The 22858-nt window shown below is 58.8% G+C and carries 20 protein-coding genes; 12 read left to right on the forward strand and 8 right to left on the reverse strand.

Translation table 11 applies throughout. The annotated features are described in order from the left end of the window. Window positions 1-19: 19 nt before the first annotated feature. The 8 genes from C7H10_RS07360 to C7H10_RS07395 form a co-directional block, all read right to left on the reverse strand. Window positions 20-1408, reverse strand: a complete 1389-nt coding sequence (locus C7H10_RS07360; RefSeq protein WP_106694345.1) for an SLC13 family permease — start codon at window positions 1406-1408, stop codon at window positions 20-22. 24 nt (window positions 1409-1432) lie between these two features. Next, a complete protein-coding gene (locus C7H10_RS07365) occupies window positions 1433-2017 on the reverse strand; it encodes an antibiotic biosynthesis monooxygenase (RefSeq protein ID WP_244178216.1) in 585 nt (194 codons plus the stop codon). Continuing rightward, window positions 2014-3621, reverse strand: coding sequence for a methyl-accepting chemotaxis protein (locus C7H10_RS07370; protein WP_106694347.1), 1608 nt, complete (start codon window positions 3619-3621; stop codon window positions 2014-2016). Before C7H10_RS07370 ends, C7H10_RS07365 begins: the two co-directional genes overlap by 4 nt. Window positions 3622-3693: 72 nt before the next feature. Continuing rightward, window positions 3694-5025, reverse strand: a complete 1332-nt coding sequence (locus tag C7H10_RS07375; RefSeq protein ID WP_106694348.1) for a DUF1329 domain-containing protein — start codon at window positions 5023-5025, stop codon at window positions 3694-3696. A gap of 18 nt (window positions 5026-5043) precedes the next feature. Next, a complete protein-coding gene (locus C7H10_RS07380; RefSeq protein WP_106694349.1) occupies window positions 5044-6987 on the reverse strand; it encodes a DUF1302 family protein in 1944 nt (647 codons plus the stop codon). Window positions 6988-7028: 41 nt separating this feature from the next. Further along, the gene (locus C7H10_RS07385) at window positions 7029-9494 is read right to left on the reverse strand and encodes an efflux RND transporter permease subunit (protein WP_106694350.1); all 2466 of its coding nucleotides are present in this window, start codon (window positions 9492-9494) and stop codon (window positions 7029-7031) included. An 11-nt stretch (window positions 9495-9505) separates the two neighbouring features. Further along, a complete protein-coding gene (locus C7H10_RS07390) occupies window positions 9506-10498 on the reverse strand; it encodes a WD40/YVTN/BNR-like repeat-containing protein (RefSeq protein WP_106694521.1) in 993 nt (330 codons plus the stop codon). Window positions 10499-10759: 261 nt separating this feature from the next. Beyond that, window positions 10760-12463 (reverse strand): sigma-54-dependent Fis family transcriptional regulator, encoded by a 1704-nt coding sequence (locus tag C7H10_RS07395; RefSeq protein WP_106694351.1) that lies wholly within the window; start codon window positions 12461-12463, stop codon window positions 10760-10762. A 363-nt stretch (window positions 12464-12826) separates the two neighbouring features. Here C7H10_RS07395 and C7H10_RS07405 point away from each other — a divergent pair, with 363 nt between their 5' ends. The 12 genes from C7H10_RS07405 to C7H10_RS07460 all read left to right on the forward strand — a co-directional run bounded on the left by C7H10_RS07405 (window position 12827) and on the right by C7H10_RS07460 (window position 22852). After that, on the forward strand, window positions 12827-13087 hold the full coding sequence (locus tag C7H10_RS07405) for a phenol hydroxylase subunit (protein ID WP_027951174.1): 261 nt from the start codon (window positions 12827-12829) through the stop codon (window positions 13085-13087). Between the two features lie 52 nt (window positions 13088-13139). Further along, window positions 13140-14141, forward strand: a complete 1002-nt coding sequence (locus tag C7H10_RS07410) for an aromatic/alkene monooxygenase hydroxylase subunit beta (RefSeq protein WP_106694353.1) — start codon at window positions 13140-13142, stop codon at window positions 14139-14141. Next, complete coding sequence (locus C7H10_RS07415) at window positions 14138-14407, forward strand: MmoB/DmpM family protein (RefSeq protein WP_106694354.1); 270 nt, start codon at window positions 14138-14140, stop codon at window positions 14405-14407. Before C7H10_RS07410 ends, C7H10_RS07415 begins: the two co-directional genes overlap by 4 nt. Window positions 14408-14421: 14 nt before the next feature. Next, on the forward strand, window positions 14422-15957 hold the full coding sequence (locus C7H10_RS07420) for an aromatic/alkene/methane monooxygenase hydroxylase/oxygenase subunit alpha (protein ID WP_106694355.1): 1536 nt from the start codon (window positions 14422-14424) through the stop codon (window positions 15955-15957). 72 nt (window positions 15958-16029) lie between these two features. Then, window positions 16030-16389: a phenol hydroxylase subunit P4 gene (locus C7H10_RS07425; RefSeq protein WP_106694356.1), complete on the forward strand. Its 360-nt coding sequence runs from the start codon at window positions 16030-16032 to the stop codon at window positions 16387-16389. A gap of 10 nt (window positions 16390-16399) precedes the next feature. Next, complete coding sequence (locus C7H10_RS07430; RefSeq protein WP_106694357.1) at window positions 16400-17461, forward strand: NADH:ubiquinone reductase (Na(+)-transporting) subunit F; 1062 nt, start codon at window positions 16400-16402, stop codon at window positions 17459-17461. A 12-nt stretch (window positions 17462-17473) separates the two neighbouring features. Then, a complete protein-coding gene (locus C7H10_RS07435) occupies window positions 17474-17803 on the forward strand; it encodes a 2Fe-2S iron-sulfur cluster binding domain-containing protein (protein WP_106694358.1) in 330 nt (109 codons plus the stop codon). Between the two features lie 5 nt (window positions 17804-17808). Next, window positions 17809-18732, forward strand: coding sequence for a catechol 2,3-dioxygenase (locus C7H10_RS07440; RefSeq protein ID WP_106694359.1), 924 nt, complete (start codon window positions 17809-17811; stop codon window positions 18730-18732). A gap of 46 nt (window positions 18733-18778) precedes the next feature. Then, window positions 18779-20239, forward strand: coding sequence for a 2-hydroxymuconic semialdehyde dehydrogenase (locus C7H10_RS07445; RefSeq protein ID WP_106694360.1), 1461 nt, complete (start codon window positions 18779-18781; stop codon window positions 20237-20239). Between the two features lie 7 nt (window positions 20240-20246). Next, window positions 20247-21107: an alpha/beta fold hydrolase gene (locus C7H10_RS07450; protein ID WP_106694361.1), complete on the forward strand. Its 861-nt coding sequence runs from the start codon at window positions 20247-20249 to the stop codon at window positions 21105-21107. After that, the gene (gene dmpE / locus C7H10_RS07455) at window positions 21107-21892 is read left to right on the forward strand and encodes a 2-oxopent-4-enoate hydratase (protein ID WP_106694362.1); all 786 of its coding nucleotides are present in this window, start codon (window positions 21107-21109) and stop codon (window positions 21890-21892) included. Before C7H10_RS07450 ends, dmpE begins: the two co-directional genes overlap by 1 nt. A gap of 24 nt (window positions 21893-21916) precedes the next feature. After that, window positions 21917-22852: an acetaldehyde dehydrogenase (acetylating) gene (locus C7H10_RS07460; protein WP_106694363.1), complete on the forward strand. Its 936-nt coding sequence runs from the start codon at window positions 21917-21919 to the stop codon at window positions 22850-22852. Window positions 22853-22858: the final 6 nt, after the last annotated feature.

The raw sequence follows: 22858 nt of genomic DNA on the forward strand, positions 1-22858 counted from the left end.
GCTGGGGCGCTCCGTCGCCTCAGATCCACCCCAGCCATTTCCACCACAGGTAATCCAGCGGAAACAGAATCACGATGGTGAGGGCGGCCAGTATCAGGCACAACCGGGCGGCATGGCGCATGGGAATGCCGGCCAGGGGCATGGCCATCATCAAGGGTACGGACTGGTAGGTGAAGATGATGGTGGAGAAGCCCAGAACCTGGGTCATCAGTACCGCTTCCAGGCTGAAACCGGTCATCTCGCTCATGGCGCCGGCCAGGGGCGTGAGCGTTGCCGGAATGCCGGCCAGGGTGGTCACCATCCCGGTCGCGGTCGCCGTCAGTGACAAGGTAAGAAAGTTGGCGAAATCCCGCCCCGGCTCCAGCGGCAGCCAGGCCAGTACATGGCTGCCCAGAATGCCGCTGATGTTCTGATGGTTGATCAGCCCGGCAATGCCCAGCAGGCCGGCCACCACCAGAATCGAGCTGATATTCACTTTCTGGTTGAAGCTCTGGGTGGAGATCATGCCAATACCGGGCATCAGCAGCAGGGTGGCTGCCGCCAGGCCAATCCACGCAGCCGAGATCTGGTGCCAGGTGTCGGTCAGCCAGAACCCGAGGGTCACCAGAAGGATCACCATCAGCCGCGATTCCGTGAAATCGAACGGCCGGCTTGGGCCCGCTTGCGGAACAGGTTTCGGGCTGTCCGGGTACAACCGCACCAGCACAACCACCAGAAGGATGGCCTTGAGGATGCCCAGCACCGGAAAGTGCAGCATCAGGTATTCCCCGAACATCGGGCTCCAGCCATGAATCTTCTCGGCAGAGCCGATCATGATCATGTTCGGGACATTGGCGGGTAGAATGGCAAAGGTGGGCAGATGGCTGCCAAAGGCCGCCGCCAGCCCGACGGCTTTCTGGCCGTTGCTGCCAGGCTCGAAGCCACAACTGTGGGCGATGGCCAGCGCGATGGGGATAAACAGAACAATACGCCCCACCGAGGATGGCATGACAAAGCCCAGCACAATACCGATCACCACGATGCCGGCGATCAACCGGGTATAGCTGTTATCCAGGTGGCGGGTAAACAGGTCTGACACCCGCTGGGCCAGGCCGGTTTCCGAGATGGCAATGCCGATCACCAGCCCGGACACAATCAGCCAGCAGGCGGTTGAGGTGAGCCCAGAAAACACCACCTCGGCCGGGGCCAGTGACAACAGCATGGCCAGGGTCAGCACCAGCAGGGCAGTGACAAACTCCGGCACGGCGCCGGTGGCGAACAGCACAAGCCCGGCCATCACCAGCAAAGCTGATAGAAGTTGCGGGCCTTCAAACCAGCCCGCCACCGGGCTGAGCAGCAACCCTGTAGACAACAACGGAATCAGGGCCAGCGCGAGCCGCTGGGACCGGTTAACAGGCAGGTTGGTCATTGCCGGGTAAGATCCTTCTTGCCGTTAACGAACATCGTGGTTCTTTTTCGGAAACAGCCAGAAGGCAAACCAGCGGGTCATCCGTGGCATCAGCACGTAGCTCATCAGCAGCATGACCACGATGGTGACCGCCATGGTGCGCAGCAGCAGCGGGATCTGTGCCAGCAGGTCGCCAAAGAGCAGGAACACCAGGGTGACGGCGGGATACAGGGCCAGCCAGCTGACGAAGGTCATTTTCCACTTGGGTGGCGGTTTGACCGGATTCTGACCGGGCAGGGTAAACCAGGTGACAATGCCAGAGGTGACTTCCCGCTCACTGGGTTTTGCCAGCAGCGCTTCAATCTGCTCAAGCAGTTCGGCTCTTTCGGGGGAGTCTTCCCAGGCGGTCAGGGTGTCCCGGTCCCGGAACTTGAAGACAATCCGGTATTCCGGGTCATCCGGCGAGGAGGGCCGGAACATGGTGGCACCCAGATAACCCGGGAAGCTGGCGGCCCTTTCGGTCATCTGGCTGCTGAGTTGCTCAAAGGCCGATTCCTCACCTATTTTTACCCGGCGGGAAACCACCACCGTGAGGGGAGTGTGGGTGTCCTGGTTGGTGTGCGTTGTCACGATACCTTCTCCTTGAGCTGTACTTGCCGAGCATTGCTGGCGCTGGCGGGCATCAGGTGTTTGATCAGAAACTTCTGGCGGAACACATGGTGGCCAACGGATTCACCGGCGTTTACCGTATCTGCCAGTTGGTGACAGGTCTGGCTGGCCAGCTGGTGAATGGTGTGGATCTCCTGGCTCAGCTGGCTGACGGTCTGGCTCTGCTGTTCGGTGGCGGCGGCAATCTGCTGGTTCAGGCCATCGCTTTCGTTAATGCCGGCGACAATGGCTTGAAGCGCTTCGGCGCTGGCGGACACTTGTTCAACACTGGCCGCCGACTGGCGCTTGCCTTTTTCCATGGATTCAACCACCCGGGCAGACCCTTCCTGCAGGGCGCTGATCATCTCGCGAACTTCATCGGTGGATTGCTGGGTTCGTTTGGCCAGGGATCGAACCTCGTCGGCAACCACCGCAAACCCTCGCCCGTTTTCACCGGCCCTGGCGGCTTCAATCGCCGCATTCAGCGCCAGAAGGTTGGTTTGTTCGGCGATGGCATTGATCACATCCAGTATACGCCCGATGGCCTGACTGTTCTGGTCCAGCTCCTGGACAATATCGCCGGCCTCTTCCAGTTCCCGGGCCAGGGTGCGAATACTTTCCTGTGCGGCTGCGGCGGAGCGGGCACTGTCGTCACCGGATTCCCGGTTGCGGGTGCTCAGATGGGCGGCCTGATGGGTGCTTTCGGACACCTCCCGGATGGTGGCACTGAACTCTTCCACCGAGGCCGCGACGGTACCCAAGCCGGAGAGCTGCTGTTCAGACGCTCGGGTGCTGGCCTGCAACAGTGTATTGGCCTCGCCGACATAGCCTTCGATCTGGCTGCCGCTGTCCCGTACCCGGGCGATCATCACGTTCAGCCGGGTTTCCACCAGTCGCATGGCCAGTTGGATCTTGCCGACGGTGCCGGCCTGGCCGGTGTACACCAGTTGTTTGATGGGGTGGTCTACAATGCCCTGACAGTACCGGGACAGCGCTTGTAAGGGGCGGTTCAGCAGGAAAAGCGCCAGGCCACACAGGGCGCTGCTGAGGGTAAACAGAACGGCGAACAGTGCGGGTTGGGCCATCAGCCCGGCTATCAACAGGGGGCTGAACAACAGCGTTGCCAGAAGCCATTGCTGAGTGGCCGGCGCCAGCCCGGGAAGCTTCAGGGCCAGTGGTTGTTTGCCCCTGGCCCGGGCCTGGTAAACCTGCTGGGTGCGCTGAACCGTGGCACCGTCCGGTACCTGATAAATGGCCTGGTATTCGACGACCCGACCGTGCTCGTCCGAGATTGGAGTGACAAAGGCATCGAGCCAGAGATCGTTGCCGCGGGCGTTGCGGTTCCGGATCATACCCATCCAGGAGTCATTCCGCCCCAGGGTTTCCCACAGATCATTCAGTGGGCCTTTGGGCATGTTCGGGTGTCGAAGCTGGCTGAACCCTTCGGCTTTCAGCGTGTCTTCATCAAAGCCGCACAGCCGGCAAAAAGCACTGCTTGCGTAGGTAATTCTGCCTTTGTCATCGGTCAGTACCAGAAGTTGATCCTGGTCCTGCGCGTTCCCTGGTAATGGTTCATATCGGGACATCTTTTTTCATCCTCCGAAATGAAAAAGGGGCCCGCACAGCGGGCCCAAAGGAGAGCAACTACGACTTGCCGATCAGCTGCCTGTTGCGCGCATGTGTTGCACGTTGAACATTTGTGGCGGTGACATCTCCGGGTCAACCTGGCCCTTGAACTGGCCGGTGGTGCAGTGGCTGGCCTGAACATCGATCATGCTAAAGCTGTCATCGATAGACACGCCGCTGCCCTTGTTCTTGGGCAGGTGATGGTCCGGATGCGCCTGACCAATGGTGAAGGTTTTCCACATGCTGCCCTTGCGGTCATAAGACACCGTGCGCGGGATAGTGAAGGTCTGGGCGTCCATGTAGTGAACCCGGCGCGACAGCGGGTGGCTGTCATCCACCGGCACCGATTCCACTTCGTAGACCTTGCGCAGCTGCCAGGTGATGTTTGGGAAGCAGCCACCCTGGCCGCCGAAGGCCACAACCTGGTAGCCATCGCTGTCCTGGTGGGTCTCGGTATCCAGTTCCAGGTCGTTGTGGTTGTAGAACGGCATCAGCATGTTCCGGGTGCCTTTGTAGGTCCAGTTCATGTCTGAAATTCGGCCGTTGTAGCCCTCAAAGTCCTCGATCATCAGGTCTGAGCCGAGGAAGGCATCGGTTACCTGGCCGGTGGCCAGGCGACGAACCCGGCGCTGGAAGCCCAGGTACAGCCAGGAGTTGTCGCGCTTGAGGTCATCTGCGGCGCGGTGAATCAGCAACTGGGTGTTGCGCACATCGGCCGGGTCCAGTACCTGCACGTAGATGGCACGGAACAGGTCAGACGGGTTGGGGGTGATTTCCGGCGTCGGTTCCTGGTTTACCCGACCCTTGAAGTTCAGGAAGTGGAAGTTGAACTTGATGGTGCGCTCCAGCTTGCCGGAGTTCATGTCCCGGTACTTCCAGTAGAACGGGTAAATGGCGGCGCTGTCGCCCCAGTTGTAACCGTACTTGTAGTTCCACGCCAGCTTCTCGCCAGCGCGCGGGTCGTTGGCATCCGGCTCTTCCGGGAACGGGCGGCCGGCTTGCCAGCCGTTGATCTCACCCACCTGGTCACCCAGCGATACCTGGCCAAGGGTGGCGCGGGTGGCCTCGATGTAGCCTTCGTTCAGGCCAAAGGAGGTGGTGTCACCCACGGTGATGGAGGTCCAGCCATTCTCGATAAACGTGTAGAAGGCCGGGTCAATCACGTCTTTGAATTCGGCCACGTTAGACTGGTCGATCACCAGGCCGGTGTTCAGGCCCTCTTTCGTGGGAACCGAATCGTTATATGGGAAAAAGGAATTCTCAATAACGTCGTCACTGGCATGGGCCAGTGAGGCCAGCATGCCGGTGGCCAGGCCAGCGGCCAGGCACCGGGAAAGCAGCGTTGGTTTGGTTGTGGTTTTCATGGTTCTGTCCTCTTGTTATCAGAAGCTGTAACGGGCGGTCAGCTGAATTTCGTCTTCTTTCTGGGCCATGCCGATGGGGCCAGACTGGAAACGACCGAGGGGTTCATAGCCGGAGAGACCTGCGGATTCACCCGGTTGGTGTCCGACAACGCCCGGGGTTTGTGTGAACGGATCCCAGGGGTTGCAGGAGCGGCAGTCGTCAAACTTGCGGGCGCCCGTGCCGACCTTGAAGTTGCCGCCGGCGGTGAGCTTGAAGCGATCGGTCACCAGCCATTCAATCGACGGTGCCAGGGCGGTGGCCTGGGCACGGAAATCGTGGGCGGTGATGAGCTGGGGGCTGAGCCGGCCATTCATGTAGAAGCCCTTGATCAGAAGCGTCGCGGTCCAGTTGTGTTCCCAGTCGGGGATACCGGCCTCGCCATAGGTGCGCTGCTCACGTTCGTGATCCAGAATGTGCTGACCAAAGATCTGGCCTGAGAACAGGAACGCCTGGCTTTCGTTCAGCGCCGGGATGAAGACGTTCTTGTCTGCACCGATCACGTAACGCAGAACATCGGATTCGGAGTAGAGCCGTTCACGGAGGGTGTTGGCGAACTCCTCACCGGAGGTATAGGCGGTTTCGACCCGGAATACGGTGTCGATGCCTTGCGAGTAGTAATCGAGGGAGCCGCCCACCAGGTTGACCCGTGGGAAGTGAATGTCGAACGCAATCAGGCTTGGCCAAACGCCGGTTTCGCCTGTGAACGCGTTCTGGGCGGGAATGCCGCCGCGGAGCGAAGGCAATTGCGACCGGTAGGTCAACGCGTTCAGCGAGAAGCCAAGATCGCCGTAGACCCCTTCCATCTTCAGACCAAGCTGGGTGTTGGACAGGCTCCAGCTGGGCATGTGCGCCTTGCGGATACCGATCTGGCCAGGGCCAAAGTCTGTTGCCAGCCCCCCGTCAGGTGTGGCGCCCGCGAAGTTGGCCACGGTGCCACCATTCTCCCAGAGGTTATTCATGCCCCGGAAAAAGCAGCCGGCATCCAGAATCACATTTGGCTGGCCACACTGGCCAATGTCATGGGGCCGGAACTTGTCGAAGTTCCAGACCACCTGGAAGTTCAGATCATCGAACGCCAGGCCGTCGAAGACTTCGGTGGGCCCCATGCGGTAGTCGGTACGAACCATCCACATCGGAATCCGGATATCTTCCAGTTCGTCGTAGATGTTGTTGCGGGAGAAGTCGACCGGGTTGATCACATCGAGCACCCGGAACAGGTCGGTTCGGCCCCAGATCACCTGCTGTTTACCCACACGAGTACTCAGGATATTACCGTTGGAGAAGTTAATGTCGAAATCGGCGTAGAGTTCACGGATGAAGTCGGCCCGGTCGTTGAATTCCTGGAACCTCATCTCGTTTGAATCTTTATCCAGGTAGCCCTGGATACAGCCCCGGTCGTCTTTGTCGCAGGGCCGGACGGGAACACCAAAGGCTACGCCGTTGTCCTGCCCGTGCAGGTGTTCGCCCAGTACCACCATGCCGTCGTTCGGGTTTTGGGTAGTGTCAAAGCCGAAGGTGTTTCCCGGCGGCAAGGGGATCGCGCTGGCAGGACTGCCAACACCGCTGCCATGGGGTACGGAGCCCTGGGCAAGATCCTGTAATTGAATCGGCCCGCCGGCGTTACGGCCATACTCGTCATCATTCAGATCATAAACACCATCGTAACTACCCCGCAGGATGGCGTTGAAGCGAACGTTACTGAAGATGCCCATGTCGCCAGCGCGTTTCTGAGCCTCTAACTGAAGGGTGTTACGGAACTTGGAAAGGCCAACGCCCTCCCGCCCGTAGGTTGCGTTCTCCACGTAGCCGTTAAAGCGGGTGTCTTCCGCGGCCACGGTGGTGGTCATTGGTAGCAGCGCCAGGCTGGCCCCACCCGCCAGGGTGTAGCACCAGAATCTCAGGCCTCTTGTTTTTATTTGCATGGCTTGTCCTCGTTACAGGTTTTTGGGAGTTGGTACCTGGCTCAGGCCCGGTACGGTTCTCCTGGCACAAATCCGTCTTCCTGCTTCATGGCTGGAGCAGCAGAGGGAGTTGATTTCGGGGTTCTGTGGTCGGAATGCAGGATGCCGTCTTCATCGGCGTACACATCGGTGATGAAGCGGGGGCGGAAACTCAGCACCCAGGAAGGCACCAGCAGCATGGCGGCCAGGCCGTTGATCACGATCATCACGCACAGCAGCAACGCGGCATCGGACTGGAAGCGCAGGTCAGAGAAGATCACCCACATCACGATGCCGGCCATCAGGGTGAGGGCGGTAAAGCTGATGGCCATACCGGTGGTGGATATTGCGCGACGCACCGCCTCGCGAAGATCCTGGCACTTGGCCATTTCTTCCCGGATGCGATCCATCATGTAGATGGAGTAATCGATACCCACACCAATGCCAACGGCAATCACCGGTACCGTGTTGATATCAATGCTCAGCCCCTTGATGCCCATGTAGGCGTAGGTCAGCGTGGTGGCGAACAGCATCGACAACAGCATCATCAGCCCGGCGTGCCAGGAGGTGTAGAACAGCATCACGAAGATGAAAATCAGCAGGAACACCAGTGGCAGTACGATCACGTTGGTTTCGAACGCGGACTCGTTCATGGCGGCAGCCACACCCAGGGTGCCACCGGCGAGGCGGATGGTCAGGCCTTCCACGCTGTCGCCGTGCGCGTCAATCCACTCCTTGGCCATATGAATGGCGCGGCGGATGGTCTCGCCCTGGCGGTCCTTGTAATAGAACACCAGGTTGGCGATGCGGTCGTCGGTATCGTTGAATTCGTCCAGGGCTCCGGGAACCGGGCTGGAAGCCATGTAAGTGAACATCAATCCGCCCACGTAGCCGGCATCGTGGGGAATCTGGTACCAGCGGGGGTCGTCGTTGTGCATCAGGCGGTTAACCTGCTTGATCAGGTCTGGCAGGCCCTTGGTGCCGCCTACTTCCGGGTCGAGCAGCATGTGAGCTTGCAGATCGGACAGTGCCGCCAGCACTTCCGGCCGCTTCAGACCGCCGTTCTCGCTGGTTTCGGCAACGATGTACAGTTCCTCGGAACCCGGAAAGCGGTCGTTAACGATTCTGGAAGAGAGGTTGTAATCGTGGTCCGGATACAGAATGGGAGAGCCCGGTTCGGAGTCACCAATCTGCACATTGGAAGACGCCAGCAAGCCACCGAGCATGGCGACCGCGGCGAACGCCAGTATCAACCGTGCCGCCCCCGGTTTGGTGACCGTACGGGAGCAGGTGGAACCAATGTGACGCAATGCGGTTTCCCGGATTTCCGGATTTTTCGGGGTGGGCAGAATGGAGAGCAGCAGCGGCACACCAATCAACACCGTGAACACCACGGTGATAGCCCACAGGGACGCGTAAATGCCCAGGTGGGTGTTCAGGGGAATCGAGCCAATGGCAATCAGGGACAGGCCGATGGCATCTGACACCACGCCCAGTGAGCCGGGGCGGAACAGGCTGTCGAAGGTGGCTTTTGCCGCCTTGGGGCCACTGCCCAGTACCAGGGTTTCGGCGTAGTAGCGCTCGACCAGCTGCACCCCGTGGCTCATGGCCCGTGCGGCGATCAAAAAGGGGATTACCAGCCCAAGGGGGTCAAGGTTGTAGCCCAGCAGGCTGATAATCCCAAGCCCCCAAATCGTTGAGACCAGAACGCCTCCAAGGGGGATGAGCACACCGTACGCTTTACGGAAATGGAAGATCAGAAGGGCCAGCATGGTCAGCACGGTGAAAATAAAGATCTGCAGGATCTGATCCATGTAGGTATAGGCCCAGCCCACCAAGACTGGTTGGCCGGTGGCGTAGATATTGATGCCTTCGGCGGCTTCATTGGCCCGAAGCTGCTGGAGTTGAGCGAAGGTTGTTTCGTAGTCCAGCTGGCCTTCAATCAGCTGAGCTTTCACCAGGGCCATCTTCAGGTCCGGTGACACCAGGGGGCCGTAAACCCGCGGGTTGGCAGCCACATCCGCACGCATGGCTTCAAGAGCCTCCGGTGAGTACAGGCCCCGGGTGGAATCGTAGTAAGGCTCGGAGTTGATGCTGCCGACTTCCGTCAGCCACACCTTCCGGGAATTGCGGTGGGTAACGCTGGACACCAGGTTGTGGTTGACCCCCGGCAGGCTGTCCACCGCCTGGGTAATGCGATCAATCCGCGCCAGGTTCTCGTTGGTGAAAATATCCCCCTCTTCGAACTCAACACCGACAACCAACACGTTGGCACCGCCAAAGCTGTCTTTGATGCTGTTGTGCAGCTCAATGTAGGGGTGCTGTTGCGGCAACAGGTCCGCGAAATCGGTGAAAATCTTGAGCCCCGGAATGCGCAGGGCAAACACCAGGGTGAGAATGGCAATTAACGACAACACCTTGCGTGGATTGTTGAAGATCCACACTTCCAACAGGTGCAGCAAATGCGTGAAACGATGCAGTTGGGACATGGTGGGAATCCTCAGTCTTTACTGGCGGCAAGGGCCGTGGGGAGTTCAAGGTCGAAGAGCAGGCCCCGGCCACCGGCCACCAACAGGCGATGGTCTGGCAGAGCCAGCCCGGCTCTCAGGTAGAGTGGTTGGCTGGATTCCGAGATCTTTCTCCAGCCGGCATCGCCCAGTTTCAGTACCGTGGCGTTATCGGCCAGGGCGTAGACGGCACCTGCACCCGGAATGAAGCCAAACACCGGTGCGGAGGTTTCGGCCGGCACCTGATCCCAGCTCTCACCGCCGTCCGTGGTGTGATAGATGAAGCCGTTCAGGCCACCTACCCAGCCTTCAGACTCAGATGCGAAGTAACTGGCGTGAATGTAGAACTCGTCCGGAGCACGGCCGGCGATTTCCCAGTTCATGCCACTGTCGTCGCTGCGCAGAACCAGCCCGTATTCGCCGGTGGCGATCACCTGCTCGTCACTGACAAACTGGAGATTGTTGATGATGGCGTCTTCGTAGAGGGAGGTTTCGTCCCAGCTTTCGCCTTGATCGGTGCTGAACTGAACGGTGGTAAAGCTGCCTGCGGCGAGCCAGCTACCATCGGGCCCGCAGGCCGCGGTCATCATCTGCTCCTGGCTGGGCATGGCGTGGGCTGTCCACTCGGATGCATCGGCTGTGCCGTGCCAGATGTGGTTGTCGAAGGCCAGCGCGACAAAGGAGTTATCTGGGCACACATCCATGGCCAGGAAACTGCTGGCGGCGCCGACCGGTAGCCGCTTCCAGGTATCGCCTTGGTCATCACTGGCCAGGAGAACCCCATCATTGCCAGACACCACAATCACCTGGTGGTTGCTGGCCATGGCCTGGTAGAAATCTGTGCGTTTTGAGGATTGCTCTGAAACCGCCCTGACGGATTCGAGATTCAGCGGTGCTTCGCACCCGGTCAGGATGAGCGACGATGCGCCGACCATCGCGACAGCCACCGCCGTTTTGCGCTTCGAGCGCAGGAAAGCGTTTTGCATTGTTTTGTCACCGTCTTTGTTGTTGTGAAAAGCGACTGACAATGCCATCAGCAACGGCTGTGCCATTTGGAATGGTGATTAATTAACGCATTGAATAATATGTAAATATTTTGTTTCTAGAAGGGTTGGAGGCAAAAGCAGAGGGGGGGTGTCAGGGTTTGATTTTAATCAAATGATCAAGTGATCTGGCGGGTTGTCCATTTCGTAAGGCGACGGAAAGGTGGTGCAACATCCCTGTTGCTGGATGAATCAGGTTGCTGATCAGCTTTCGGCAAGAATGCCGGATTTCTTCAGGCGATAGGCCAGGGCCGGGCGGGTTAGGCCCAGGAGTCTGGCGGCTTTGGAAACGTTCTGATTGGCTTGTTCCATTGCCTGGCGCATCAGGGTTTCTTCCACTTCATCAAGGCTAATTCCGGAACCCAGAATGGTATCGGACCAGCTGCCCGTGCCGCCTTCCGGTCTGCCGGAACGCATATTGCCTTCTTCATCAATACGCTCACCGGGCTGTTTGTCCGTCGCGGGCGGAGTCACAAAGAGGGCATCCTGACTGATGGTTTCGTTGTTGTCGGTCAGTATTACGCCCCGCTCAATCACGTTTTCCAGTTCCCGGATATTGCCCGGCCAGTGGTAGCTCATGCACAGCGACAACGCCTTGTCGGACAGGCCAAGCGTGCGCTTCTCATACTGGGCATGGAACTTCTCAAGAAAGTGCCCGGCCAGCAGCGGGAGGTCTTCGATGCGATCCCTCAGGGCGGGAATCTGTACCGGGAATACATTGAGGCGATAAAACAGGTCAGCCCGGAACCGGCCTTGCTCGACTGCTTGCTCTAGGCTTTCGTTGGTCGCGGCGATCACCCGGACATTGACCTTGCGGGTACGGTTGTCGCCTACCCGCTCCAGCTCGCCCTCCTGCAGAACCCTTAACAGGGTTGCCTGGGCCCGAGGGGTCAGCTCAATCACTTCGTCCAGAAAAATCGTGCCGCCGTGGGCGCGTTCGAAGCGGCCCTCACGGGCCTGGTTGGCACCGGTATAGGCGCCTTTTTCCACCCCGAACAATTCGGCTTCAATCAGGTCTGGCGGAATGGCGGCGCAGTTGACGGCAATGAACGGGCCGTCAGCCCGCTCGCTGCGCAGGTGAACACTCTTGGCGATGACTTCCTTACCAACGCCGGTTTCACCGAGCAGCAGCACAGACACCTTGCCCTGGGCTGCCTTGTCGATCATCTTGCACACTCTGTTATAGGAGGCCGACTGGCCGATGCCGTAGTACTGGCCCTGCTGTCGCTGCAGGGTACTGCGCAGGGAGTTCAGTTGCTCCTGCAGGTCGTAAAGCTCTTCAATGATCGGGTCTGCTTTGAAGTGGCGGGAAAATTCTTTTGCATCCGGCCATTCCTCTGCCGGTTTGCCTTCAATAATGCATTTCTCGTCGCCACAACCCCGGCAACTCACCTCCCGGAAGATGATTTCCCGCCCCATGAATGACGATGTATAGGCGCAGGCGTACCCCAGCAACACCCAGCAGGCCGGCTCGCTCATTTGACCCAGTTCGGTTTTGCAGATTTCCACTTCCCAGGAGTCAATCCATTCAAAGCGGCCATAGAAATCGCCGGTTTCCTGGTCCAGATCGATTTCCAGCGGGATCACCTTGACCATGCCTTTGAGCGAATGTAGCTGGGGGCCTGCCAGGAAAATGTCCAGCTCACTGCAATGCGGGCGAAGTTTGCGGGCCAGCTCGGCATCTTTCAGACCAGACAGATAACCCAGCCGCAGAAAGAACCCCTTGGCTCTCTCTGCGCCCATGCTGTTGACGATCTCACGGCGAAACGCACCCAGTGAGGTGAGGTTCATCAGCAGCATCCGCTGCTCGCCAAACCAGATCTTGCCTTCCGAGCTTTGGAAATGAATCTGCTCCGTCAGATCCTTGAAATCGGTGTAGTTCAGTTGTGGCTTGTAACTGACAGCCATGGTCGGAGACCCCTTTTATAGTTGTAGGCGGGGAACAGCTCATTCGGAGCTCATTAATTGATCATCTAACACCTGATCAAAGTCAAAAATCAACCAAATAGTAAAAAAATGGAGGTAATCGTTGAATTGGGTCTTGGTCTGAGCATTTGGTCAGATCACCCGTGATTTTGATCATTTGGTGAAAAAAAGAGCCCTTCTCAAGCTGGGGGCTGGCTCGCCTTGCCCGCTCAAGGCGCTTGTATTCGCCTGAAAAAATCCATCCAAAACAGTCTTCTAGGTCTCCTATCATGATCGTTTCCCCGAAGTGGCACAGCCGTTGCTCAGTACACTGCAAGCCGACCACAAACATAAACGGGGCTCACTATGACGAACCAGCCAGAAGCCAAGACCTTTAACGAAATGACCCGCTATATCCGGGTCCGCAGCGAGCCAGGTGACAAATTCGTGGAATTCGATTTTGCGATTGGTTATCCGGAGCTGTTCGTTGAGCTTGTGCTGCCACGGGAAGCCTTCGAGATCTTCTGCAAGCACAACAACGTGGTCCATATGGATTCGGACATGATCCGTGAGATCGACGAAGACATGATCAAGTGGCGCTTCGGCGAGCGCGGTCAGCGTTACTGAACAACAGCAACACCCACGATCTGATCCACAAAAACAAAACGGAAAGGTTGATATGAGTATCGAAATCAAAACCACCTCGGTGGAACCTATTCGCCAGACATACAGCCACATCGCCCGTCGTTTTGGCGAGAAGCCGGCTACCCGTTACCAGGAAGCCAGCTACGACCTGGAAGCGAAAACCAACTTCCATTATCGCCCGCAGTGGGATGCGAACTACGAGCTCAACGACGAGCGCCGCACCGCCATCCGGATGGAAGATTGGTATGCGGTGTCTGACCCCCGCCAGTTCTACTACGGCGCCTATGTGGGCAACCGCGCCAAGATGCAGGAGCAGGCTGAAACCAGCTACGGCTTCTGTGACAAGCGCAACCTGCTGACCCGCCTGCCGGAAGAAACCCAGAAGCTGTTGCTGCGCCTGATGGTGCCCCTGCGCCATGTGGAACTGGGCGCCAACATGAACAACAGCAAGATTGCCGGCGAAGCCACCGCCACCACCGTGTCCCAGATGCACATCTATCAGGCCATGGACCGACTGGGCATTGGCCAGTACCTGTCCCGCATCGCGTTGATGATTGATGGCAGCACCGGCACCGCCCTGGACGAATCCAAGGGTTACTGGATGGACGACGAGCTGTGGCAGCCCATGCGCAAACTGGTGGAAGACTCACTGGTGGTGCAGGACTGGTTCGAACTGACCCTGCTCCAGAACATCCTGATGGACGGCCTGATGTTCCCGCTGGTGTACCACAAGATGGACGAGTGGCTGGAAAGCCAGGGCGCCGAAGATGTTTCGATGCTCACCGAATTCATGCGCGACTGGTACAAGGACACCCTGCGCTGGACCAACGCCATGATGAAAGCCGTGGCCGGTGAAAGCGACGCCAACGTTGCACAACTCCAGCAGTGGGTCGACCACTGGGAGCCTCAGGTTTACAGCGCGCTTAAACCCCTGGCAGAGGCCTCGGTTGGCGTTGAAGCACTGGACGAAGCCCGGGCGGAACTGTCTACCCGCCTGAAGAAAGTCGGACTGCAGAGCCGGGGAGTATCCGCATGAGCCAGCTCGTATTCATTGTATTTCAGGACAACGATAACGCCCGTTATCTGGCGGAAGCCGTGATGGAAGATAACCCTGAGGCTGAGATTCAGCACCAGCCCGCCATGATCCGGATCCAGGCTGAGAAGCGCCTGGTGATCAACCGGGAAACCATGGAAGAGAAACTGGGGCGTGACTGGGACGTTCAGGAAATGCTTATCGATGTCATCAGTATTGGCGGCAACGTCGACGAAGACGATGACCACTTCATCCTTGAGTGGAAATAATCGGGAGAATGACCATGGCTGTTAAAAACAAAAAGCTGAACCTTAAAGACAAATACCAGTACCTGACCCGGGATATGGCCTGGGAGCCGACTTACCAGAAGATGGAAGACATCTATCCGGACGAGCGGTTTGAAGGCATCAAGATTGTGGATTGGTCCCAGTGGGAAGACCCGTTCCGCCTGACCATGGACGCTTACTGGAAGTACCAGGCCGAGAAAGAGAAGAAGCTGTACGCCATCTTCGACGCCTTTGCCCAGAACAACGGCCACCAGAACATTTCCGATGCCCGTTACGTGAACGCCCTGAAACTGTTCCTCAGCGGTGTTTCCCCACTCGAGCACGCTGCCTTCCAGGGGTATGCGAAGGTTGGCCGCCAGTTCAGTGGTGCCGGTGCCCGGGTGGCCTGCCAGATGCAGGCGATTGACGAGCTGCGTCATTCCCAGACCCAGCAGCACGCCATGAGCCACTACAACAAGCACTTCAACGGCCTGCACGATGCCCCGCACATGCACGACCGGGTGTGGTTCCTGTCCGTTCCCAAGTCGTTCTTTGACGATGCCCGCACCGCCGGCCCGTTCGAGTTCCTGACGGCGATTTCGTTCTCGTTCGAGTACGTGCTGACCAACCTGTTGTTCGTTCCGTTCATGTCCGGTGCCGCCTACAACGGCGACATGGCCACCGTCACTTTCGGTTTCTCCGCCCAGTCAGACGAAGCCCGCCACATGACCCTGGGCCTGGAGGTGATCAAATTCATCCTCGAGCAGCACGAAGACAACGTGCCCATCGTTCAGCGCTGGATCGACAAGTGGTTCTGGCGTGGTTTCCGCCTGCTCAGCCTGGTCAGCATGATGATGGACTACATGCTGCCGAACAAGGTGATGAGCTGGGCCGAGGCCTGGGAAGTGTATTACGAGCAGAACGGTGGTGCCCTGTTCAAGGATCTTGAGCGCTACGGCATTCGCCCGCCCAAGTACCAGGACGTGGCTAACGATGCCAAGCATCACCTGAGCCATCAGCTGTGGACCACTTTCTATCAGTATAGCCAGGCCACCAACTTCCACACCTGGATTCCGGAGAAGCAAGAGATGGACTGGATGTCCGAGAAGTACCCGGAGTCTTTCGACAAGTATTACCGCCCGCGTTACGAGTACCTGGCGAAAGAAGCCGCCGCTGGCCATCGCTTCTACAACAACACCCTGCCGCAGCTGTGCCAGGTGTGCCAGGTACCGACGCTGTTCACCGAAATGGGCGCTCCCACCAAGCTGAGCCATCGCCAGGTGGTGCATGAGGGCGAGCGTTACCACTTCTGCTCTGAGGCCTGCTGCGAGATCTTCGAGCATGAGCCGGAGAAGTACGTCCAGGCCTGGTTGCCAGTACATCAGATCTATCAGGGCAACTGTGAAGGTGCGGATGTGGAGACCGTGGTGCAGAAGTACTACCACATTAACATCGGCGAGGACAATTTCGAGTACCTCGGGTCTCCGGACCACAAGCACTGGATGACCATCAAGGGCCAGAAGCCTGCGGACGACAACCAGGACGCCGCCTGATATTGACTCGGGAGTTACCCGGCGGCCATTGGCGCCGGGTGACACACCCACAAAAACAACAAGGTGACCATCATGAGTGTAAACGCACTTTACGATTACAAGTTTGAACCGAAAGACAAGGTTGAAAACTTCCACGGCATGCAGCTGCTGTATGTCTACTGGCCCGACCATCTGCTGTTCTGCGCACCGTTTGCGTTGCTGGTGCAGCCGGACATGACCTTCCGTGCCCTGGTGGACGACATCCTCAAGCCTGCCACGGCCGCGCATCCGGATTCCGTCAAGGCCGATTTCCTCAATGCCGAGTGGGTGCTGAACGATGAGCCGTTCACGCCCAAGGCTGACGCCAGCCTGAAAGACCAGGGCATTGATCACAAGAGCATGCTGACGGTCACCACGCCGGGCCTGAAAGGCATGGCGAACGCCGGATACTGAGGGCAGAGCGATGAGTCATACCGTTACTATCGAGCCGATTGGCGAGCAGATTGAAGTGGAAGATGGCCAGACCATTCTACAGGCGGCCCTGCGCCAGGGCGTGTGGTTGCCCTTTGCCTGCGGTCACGGCACCTGCGCTACCTGCAAGGTTCAGGTTCTGGAAGGCGATGTTGAAATTGGCGACGCTTCCCCCTTTGCCCTGATGGATGTAGAGCGGGATGAAGGCAAGGTACTGGCCTGCTGCGCCACGGTGGAAAGTGATGTCACCATCGAAGCCGACATTGATGTCGACCCGGATTTCGAGGGTTACCCGGTGGAGGATTACGTGGCAACAGTAACGGACATTGTTGAGCTGTCGCCCACCATCAAGGGTCTGCACCTGAAACTGGACCGGCCGATGACCTTCCAGGCCGGCCAGTACATCAACATTGAAGTGCCCGGAGTTGAGGGTGCCCGTGCATTTTCCCTGGCAAACCCGCCGGGCAAACCCGATGAAGTGGAACTGCACATCCGCCTGGTGGAGGGTGGCGCTGCAACCACCTACATCCACGAACAGCTGAAAGCGGGCGATGATCTCAACCTGTCCGGCCCCTATGGGCAGTTCTTTGTGCGCAGTTCCCAGCCTGGCGACCTGATCTTCATTGCGGGTGGTTCAGGGCTTTCCAGCCCGCAATCAATGATTCTCGACCTGTTGGAGCAGAACGACGAACGCAAGATTGTGCTGTTCCAGGGCGCCCGCAACCTGGCCGAACTGTACAACCGTGAATTGTTCGAGGCACTGGATCGCGACCACGACAACTTTACCTACGTGCCGGCCCTGAGCCAGGCCGAAGACGATGCCGACTGGCAGGGCTTCCGGGGTTACGTGCACGACGCCGCCAAGGAGCACTTTGATGGCCGGTTTTCCGGTAACAAGGCTTACCTGTGTGGCCCACCTCCGATGATTGATGCAGCGATCACCGCCCTGATGCAAGGCCGGTTGTTCGAGCGGGACATCTTCATGGAGAAATTCCTGACAGCGGCCGACGGTGCGGAAGACACCCAGCGTTCAGCCCTGTTCAAGAAGATCTGACCGGGAGGCGGTATGGCCGGGTTCCAGGTGTTCAACCGCACAACGGGTGACCACTTCACCTGCCAGGAAGGCCAGAGCGTGCTCAAGGCTATGGAACAGCTGGGTATGAAGTGTGTGCCCGTGGGCTGCCGGGGCGGTGGCTGCGGCTTTTGCAAGATCCGGGTTCTGGAGGGGGATTTCGAGTGCGGCAAGATGAGCAAGGCGCATGCCCCTCCTGAAGCCGTTGAAAAAGGGGAGGTCCTGGCTTGCCGGATCTACCCGAGGACCGATTTGATCATCGAGTGTGTGCCTCTGCCTGAGGCGGCGCTTGCGAAGCAAACAACAACAAAACCGTTGAGGTGATTGTCATGAAAAAAGGTGTAATGCGTCCCGGCCACGTTCAGATCCGGGTTCTCGATATGGGCGAAGCCGTCAAACACTACACCGAGCTGCTGGGCATGATCGAAACCGATCGTGATGACCAGGGCCGGGTGTACCTGAAAGCCTGGACCGAGGTAGACAAGTTCTCCCTGGTACTGCGTGAGGCAGATGAGCCGGGCTGCGACTTCATGGGCTTCAAGGTGGTGGACGAAGACACCCTGGTCACCCTGGAAAAAGACCTGGTGGCCTACGGTGTTGAGGTGGAGCAGGTGCCGGCGGAAGAACTGAAGGATTGCGGCCGCCGCGTTCGTTTCACCGTGCCTTCCGGCCACGCTTTTGAACTCTATGCCGACAAGAAGTACACCGGCAAGTGGGGTGTTTCCAGCGTCAACCCGGAAGCCTGGCCTCGCGGCCTGCAAGGGATGAAGGCCGTGCGCTTCGACCATTGCCTGTTCTACGGACCGGAGCTTGCCGCCGTTTACGACATCTTCGTGAATGTTCTGGGCTTCGATCTGGCCGAACAAGTCCTGGACCCTGAGGGCACCCGGATAGCGCAGTTCCTGACCGTGTCCATGAAAGAGCACGACATTGCCTTCATTCACCATGAAGAGAAGGGCAAGTTCCACCACGCGTCTTTCTTCCTGGAAACCTGGGAAGACGTGCTGCGGGCGGCGGACCTGATCTCCATGACCGACACCTCCATCGATATCGGCCCGACCCGTCACGGTCTGACCCACGGCAAGACCATTTACTTCTTTGACCCGTCCGGCAACCGCAACGAAGTGTTCTGTGGCGGCGATTACTTCTACCCGGACCACAAACCAGTGACCTGGCAGGCCGAACAACTTGGTAAGGCCATTTTCTACCACGACCGGGTACTGAACGAGCGTTTCTTGACGGTGTTGACCTGATCTGAGAACGCCCAAACAGGATTCAACTTTACAGGACTAGGCAGCAATGAAAGAGATCAAACACTACATCAACGGCCAATACGTCGGCTCTGCCAACGGAAAGCTGTTTGACAACGTCAACCCGGTGAACGGCAAGGTGATTGCCAAGGTTCACGAGGCTGGCCGCGATGAAGTGGATGCGGCCGTCAAAGCGGCCAGAGCCGCTTTGAAAGGCCCTTGGGGCAAGATGACCCTGGACGAGCGCACCCGGATTCTGCACAAGGTGGCCGACGGCATTAACGACCGCTTTGACGAGTTTCTGGAGGCGGAGTGCCTGGACACCGGTAAGCCCAAGTCCATGGCCAGCCACATCGACATCCCCCGGGGTGCCGCCAACTTCAAAGTCTTCGCCGACATGGTCAAGAACGTGCCGGCGGAATCCTTTGAAATGGCCACACCTGATGGCAGCGGTGCGCTGAACTACGCCGTGCGCCGTCCCAAGGGTGTGATTGGTGTGATCAGTCCCTGGAACCTGCCGTTGCTGCTGATGACCTGGAAAGTGGGCCCTGCATTGGCCTGTGGTAACACCGTGGTGGTCAAGCCGTCGGAAGAAACCCCGACCACCACCGCTCTGCTGGGCGAAGTGATGAAGGAAGCCGGCGTGCCGGATGGCGTGTACAACGTGGTGCACGGCTTCGGTGGCGATTCCGCCGGCGCTTTCCTCACGGCCCACCCGGACGTAGACGGCTTCACCTTCACCGGTGAAACCGGCACCGGCGAAGTGATCATGAAAGCGGCCGCCAAAGGTATCCGGGATATCTCCCTGGAACTGGGTGGCAAGAACGCCGGCCTGGTGTTTGCCGACTGCGATATGGACAAGGCCATCGAAGGCACCATGCGTTCTGCGTTCGTCAACTGTGGCCAGGTATGCCTGGGTACTGAGCGGGTGTACGTGGAACGTTCCATCTTCGACGAGTTCGTGGCTCGCCTGAAAGCCGAAGCGGAACAACTGCGCATTGGCCCGCCCGATGATGACAAAGCCAACTTCGGCCCGCTGGTGAGCCTGAAGCACCGCGAGAAAGTGCTGTCCTACTACCAGAAAGCGGTGGACGACGGCGCTACGGTGGTGACTGGCGGCGGTGTTCCCGATATGCCGGAAGAGTATGCCGGTGGCGCTTGGGTGCAGCCCACCATCTGGACCGGCCTTCCGGACGATTCAGCGGTAATTACCGACGAAATCTTCGGCCCCTGCTGCCACATTCGCCCGTTCGACAGCGAAGAAGAAGCGATTGAGTTGGCCAACAGCCTTCCTTACGGCCTGGCCTCTGCCATCTGGACCGAGAACGTGAGCCGTGCCCACCGTGTGGCGGGTCAGATTGAGGCGGGCATCATCTGGGTGAACAGCTGGTTCCTGCGGGACTTGCGCACACCGTTTGGTGGCAGCAAGCAGTCTGGTATTGGCCGCGAGGGCGGTGTGCACTCCCTGGAGTTCTACACCGAAATGAAGAACGTATGCATCAAACTGTGAGGTAGCCATGAACGCACCTGTAGACAGCCCGGAAATCGGGCGCGAGATTACCGCCGCCGGCTACCGGACCAACCTGCATGATCACGGCAAAGGCGGATTTCCGCTGATGATGATCCACGGCTCCGGCCCCGGCGTGACCGCCTGGGCCAACTGGCGCCTGGTGATTCCCGAGCTGGCCAAGCATCGCCGGGTGATCGCCCCGGACATGCTGGGCTTCGGCTACAGCGAACGCCCCGAAGACCAGGTCTACAACCGTGAACGCTGGGTTAAACACGCCAACGGTGTGCTGGATGAACTGGGCCTGGAACAGGTGGACCTGGTGGGTAACTCCTTTGGTGGTGGTCTCGCTCTGGCCCTCGCTATCGAACACCCGCAACGGGTTCGCCGGCTGGTGTTGATGGGGTCTGTAGGTGTCAGCTTTTCGATCACCAAGGGTTTGGACGAAGTCTGGGGTTACCAGCCGTCACTGGACGCCATGCGTCGGTTGATGGATGTGTTTGCCTTCAATAAGGGGCTGCTGACCGACGAGCTGGCGGAAATGCGGTATCAGGCCAGCGTTCGCCCCGGCTTCCAGGAATCTTTTGCGGCCATGTTCCCGGCACCTCGCCAGCGCTGGGTGGATGGACTGGCCAGCAACGAGGACGATATCCGTGCCCTGCAACACGAAACCCTGATCATCCACGGCCGCGAAGACGAAGTCATTCCACTGGACGCCTCCTACAAGCTGGCTGAACTGATTGACCGTGCCCAGCTGCACGTGTTCGGCCGTTGCGGCCACTGGACCCAGATTGAACACGCCGACCGGTTCGCCCGGTTGGTCAACGATTTCCTGAACGAAGCGGATCAGGCCGCTGCCGGAGACAAGTAATGGATAAGCAGAAGATCCAGCAGTTCGGCGACGAACTCTATGAAGCCATGGTCAAGCGGGAAGCTGTTTCGCCCCTGACCAGCCGTGGCGAAGACATCAGCATTGACGACGCCTACCACATCTCACTGCGCATGCTCGAGCGCCGGCAACAGGCCGGTGCCCGGATCATCGGCAAGAAGATCGGTGTCACCAGCAAAGCGGTGATGAACATGCTGAACGTACACCAGCCGGATTTCGGTTACCTGACCGACGACATGGTGTTCAACAGCGGTGAAGTGGTGCCCATCAGCGACCGCCTGATTGCCCCACGTGCCGAAGGCGAAATCGCCTTCATCCTGAAGAAGGACCTGACCGGTCCGGGCGTGACCAACGCAGACGTGCTGGCGGCCACCGAGTGTGTGATGCCCTGTTTCGAGATTGTCGATTCCCGCATCCAGGACTGGAAGATCGCCATTCAGGACACCATCGCCGACAACGCCTCCTGTGGCCTGTTTGTGTTGGGCGACAAAGCAGTCTCTCCCCGGGATATCGATCTGGTGACCTGCGGCATGGTGGTGGAGAAGAACGGTTCCATCATCAGCACCGGCGCCGGCGCAGCGGCGTTGAGTTCCCCGGTGAACTGCGTGGCCTGGCTGGCCAACACCCTGGGCGAGTTCGGTATTTCCCTGAAGGCAGGTGAAGTCATCCTGTCGGGCTCCCTGGTACCGCTGGAGCCGGTGAAAGCCGGTGACACCATGCGTGTGGACATTGGCGGGATTGGCAGCGCGTCTGTGCGCTTTGTCTGATCCGGCCCGAATGAGGACAAGATTATGAGCAAGAAACTGAAAGCCGCCATCATCGGCTCGGGCAACATCGGCACCGACCTGATGATCAAGATCCTGCGTAACGGCCAGCACATCGAAATGGGTGCCATGGTCGGTATCGACCCGGAATCCGACGGCCTGGCCCGCGCCAACCGCATGGGCGTAGCCACCACCCACGAAGGCGTGGACGGCCTGGTGAAGATGCCGGAATTCGCCGACATCGACATCGTATTCGATGCCACCTCAGCTGGCGCCCACATGCACAACGAAGTGTTCCTGCGTGGCCATAAGGAAAGCCTGAAGGTCATCGACCTGACGCCGGCAGCCATCGGCCCCTACTGCGTCCCGGTGGTGAACCTGGAGCAGAATCTGAGTGAGGGCAACGTCAACATGGTCACCTGCGGTGGCCAGGCCACCATCCCGATGGTGGCGGCGGTATCTCGCGTCGCCAAGGTGCACTACGCCGAAATCGTGGCCTCGATTTCCAGTAAGTCTGCCGGCCCCGGCACCCGCGCCAACATCGACGAGTTCACCGAAACCACCTCCAAGGCCATTGAAGTGGTCGGTGGCGCCCAGAAGGGCAAAGCCATCATCATCCTGAACCCGGCTGAACCGCCGCTGCTGATGCGCGACACCGTGTATGTGCTGTCTGAGGCCGCTGACCAGGCCGAGGTGGAAGCCTCGGTAGAAGAAATGGTGAAAGCCGTGTCGTCCTACGTACCCGGCTACCGCCTCAAGCAGAAAGTGCAGTTCGACGTAATTCCCGAAGACCAGCCCATGAACGTGCCCGGCCTGGGCCGCTTCAGTGGCCTGAAAACCTCCATCTTCCTGGAAGTGGTAGGCGCTGCTCATTACCTCCCGGCCTACGCCGGCAACCTGGACATCATGACCTCCGCCGCCCTCGGTACCGCCGAGCGCATCGCCGAATCGCTGGTCAAGTGAGGAGAC

This window comes from Marinobacter shengliensis, from assembly GCF_003007715.1.
Lineage (GTDB): Bacteria > Pseudomonadota > Gammaproteobacteria > Pseudomonadales > Oleiphilaceae > Marinobacter > Marinobacter shengliensis.

Coding starts and splice junctions, on each gene's coding strand:
- C7H10_RS07390 (WP_106694521.1), bottom strand. CDS start 10,498: ATGCAAAACGCTTTCCTGCGCTCGAAGCGCAAAACGGCGGTGGCTGTC.
- C7H10_RS07435 (WP_106694358.1), top strand. CDS start 17,474: ATGGCCGGGTTCCAGGTGTTCAACCGCACAACGGGTGACCACTTCACC.
- C7H10_RS07370 (WP_106694347.1), bottom strand. CDS start 3,621: ATGTCCCGATATGAACCATTACCAGGGAACGCGCAGGACCAGGATCAA.
- dmpE (WP_106694362.1), top strand. CDS start 21,107: ATGGATAAGCAGAAGATCCAGCAGTTCGGCGACGAACTCTATGAAGCC.
- C7H10_RS07415 (WP_106694354.1), top strand. CDS start 14,138: ATGAGCCAGCTCGTATTCATTGTATTTCAGGACAACGATAACGCCCGT.
- C7H10_RS07385 (WP_106694350.1), bottom strand. CDS start 9,494: ATGTCCCAACTGCATCGTTTCACGCATTTGCTGCACCTGTTGGAAGTG.
- C7H10_RS07420 (WP_106694355.1), top strand. CDS start 14,422: ATGGCTGTTAAAAACAAAAAGCTGAACCTTAAAGACAAATACCAGTAC.
- C7H10_RS07430 (WP_106694357.1), top strand. CDS start 16,400: ATGAGTCATACCGTTACTATCGAGCCGATTGGCGAGCAGATTGAAGTG.
- C7H10_RS07450 (WP_106694361.1), top strand. CDS start 20,247: ATGAACGCACCTGTAGACAGCCCGGAAATCGGGCGCGAGATTACCGCC.
- C7H10_RS07395 (WP_106694351.1), bottom strand. CDS start 12,463: ATGGCTGTCAGTTACAAGCCACAACTGAACTACACCGATTTCAAGGAT.
- C7H10_RS07425 (WP_106694356.1), top strand. CDS start 16,030: ATGAGTGTAAACGCACTTTACGATTACAAGTTTGAACCGAAAGACAAG.
- C7H10_RS07375 (WP_106694348.1), bottom strand. CDS start 5,025: ATGAAAACCACAACCAAACCAACGCTGCTTTCCCGGTGCCTGGCCGCT.
- C7H10_RS07445 (WP_106694360.1), top strand. CDS start 18,779: ATGAAAGAGATCAAACACTACATCAACGGCCAATACGTCGGCTCTGCC.
- C7H10_RS07405 (WP_027951174.1), top strand. CDS start 12,827: ATGACGAACCAGCCAGAAGCCAAGACCTTTAACGAAATGACCCGCTAT.
- C7H10_RS07380 (WP_106694349.1), bottom strand. CDS start 6,987: ATGCAAATAAAAACAAGAGGCCTGAGATTCTGGTGCTACACCCTGGCG.
- C7H10_RS07460 (WP_106694363.1), top strand. CDS start 21,917: ATGAGCAAGAAACTGAAAGCCGCCATCATCGGCTCGGGCAACATCGGC.
- C7H10_RS07360 (WP_106694345.1), bottom strand. CDS start 1,408: ATGACCAACCTGCCTGTTAACCGGTCCCAGCGGCTCGCGCTGGCCCTG.
- C7H10_RS07440 (WP_106694359.1), top strand. CDS start 17,809: ATGAAAAAAGGTGTAATGCGTCCCGGCCACGTTCAGATCCGGGTTCTC.
- C7H10_RS07410 (WP_106694353.1), top strand. CDS start 13,140: ATGAGTATCGAAATCAAAACCACCTCGGTGGAACCTATTCGCCAGACA.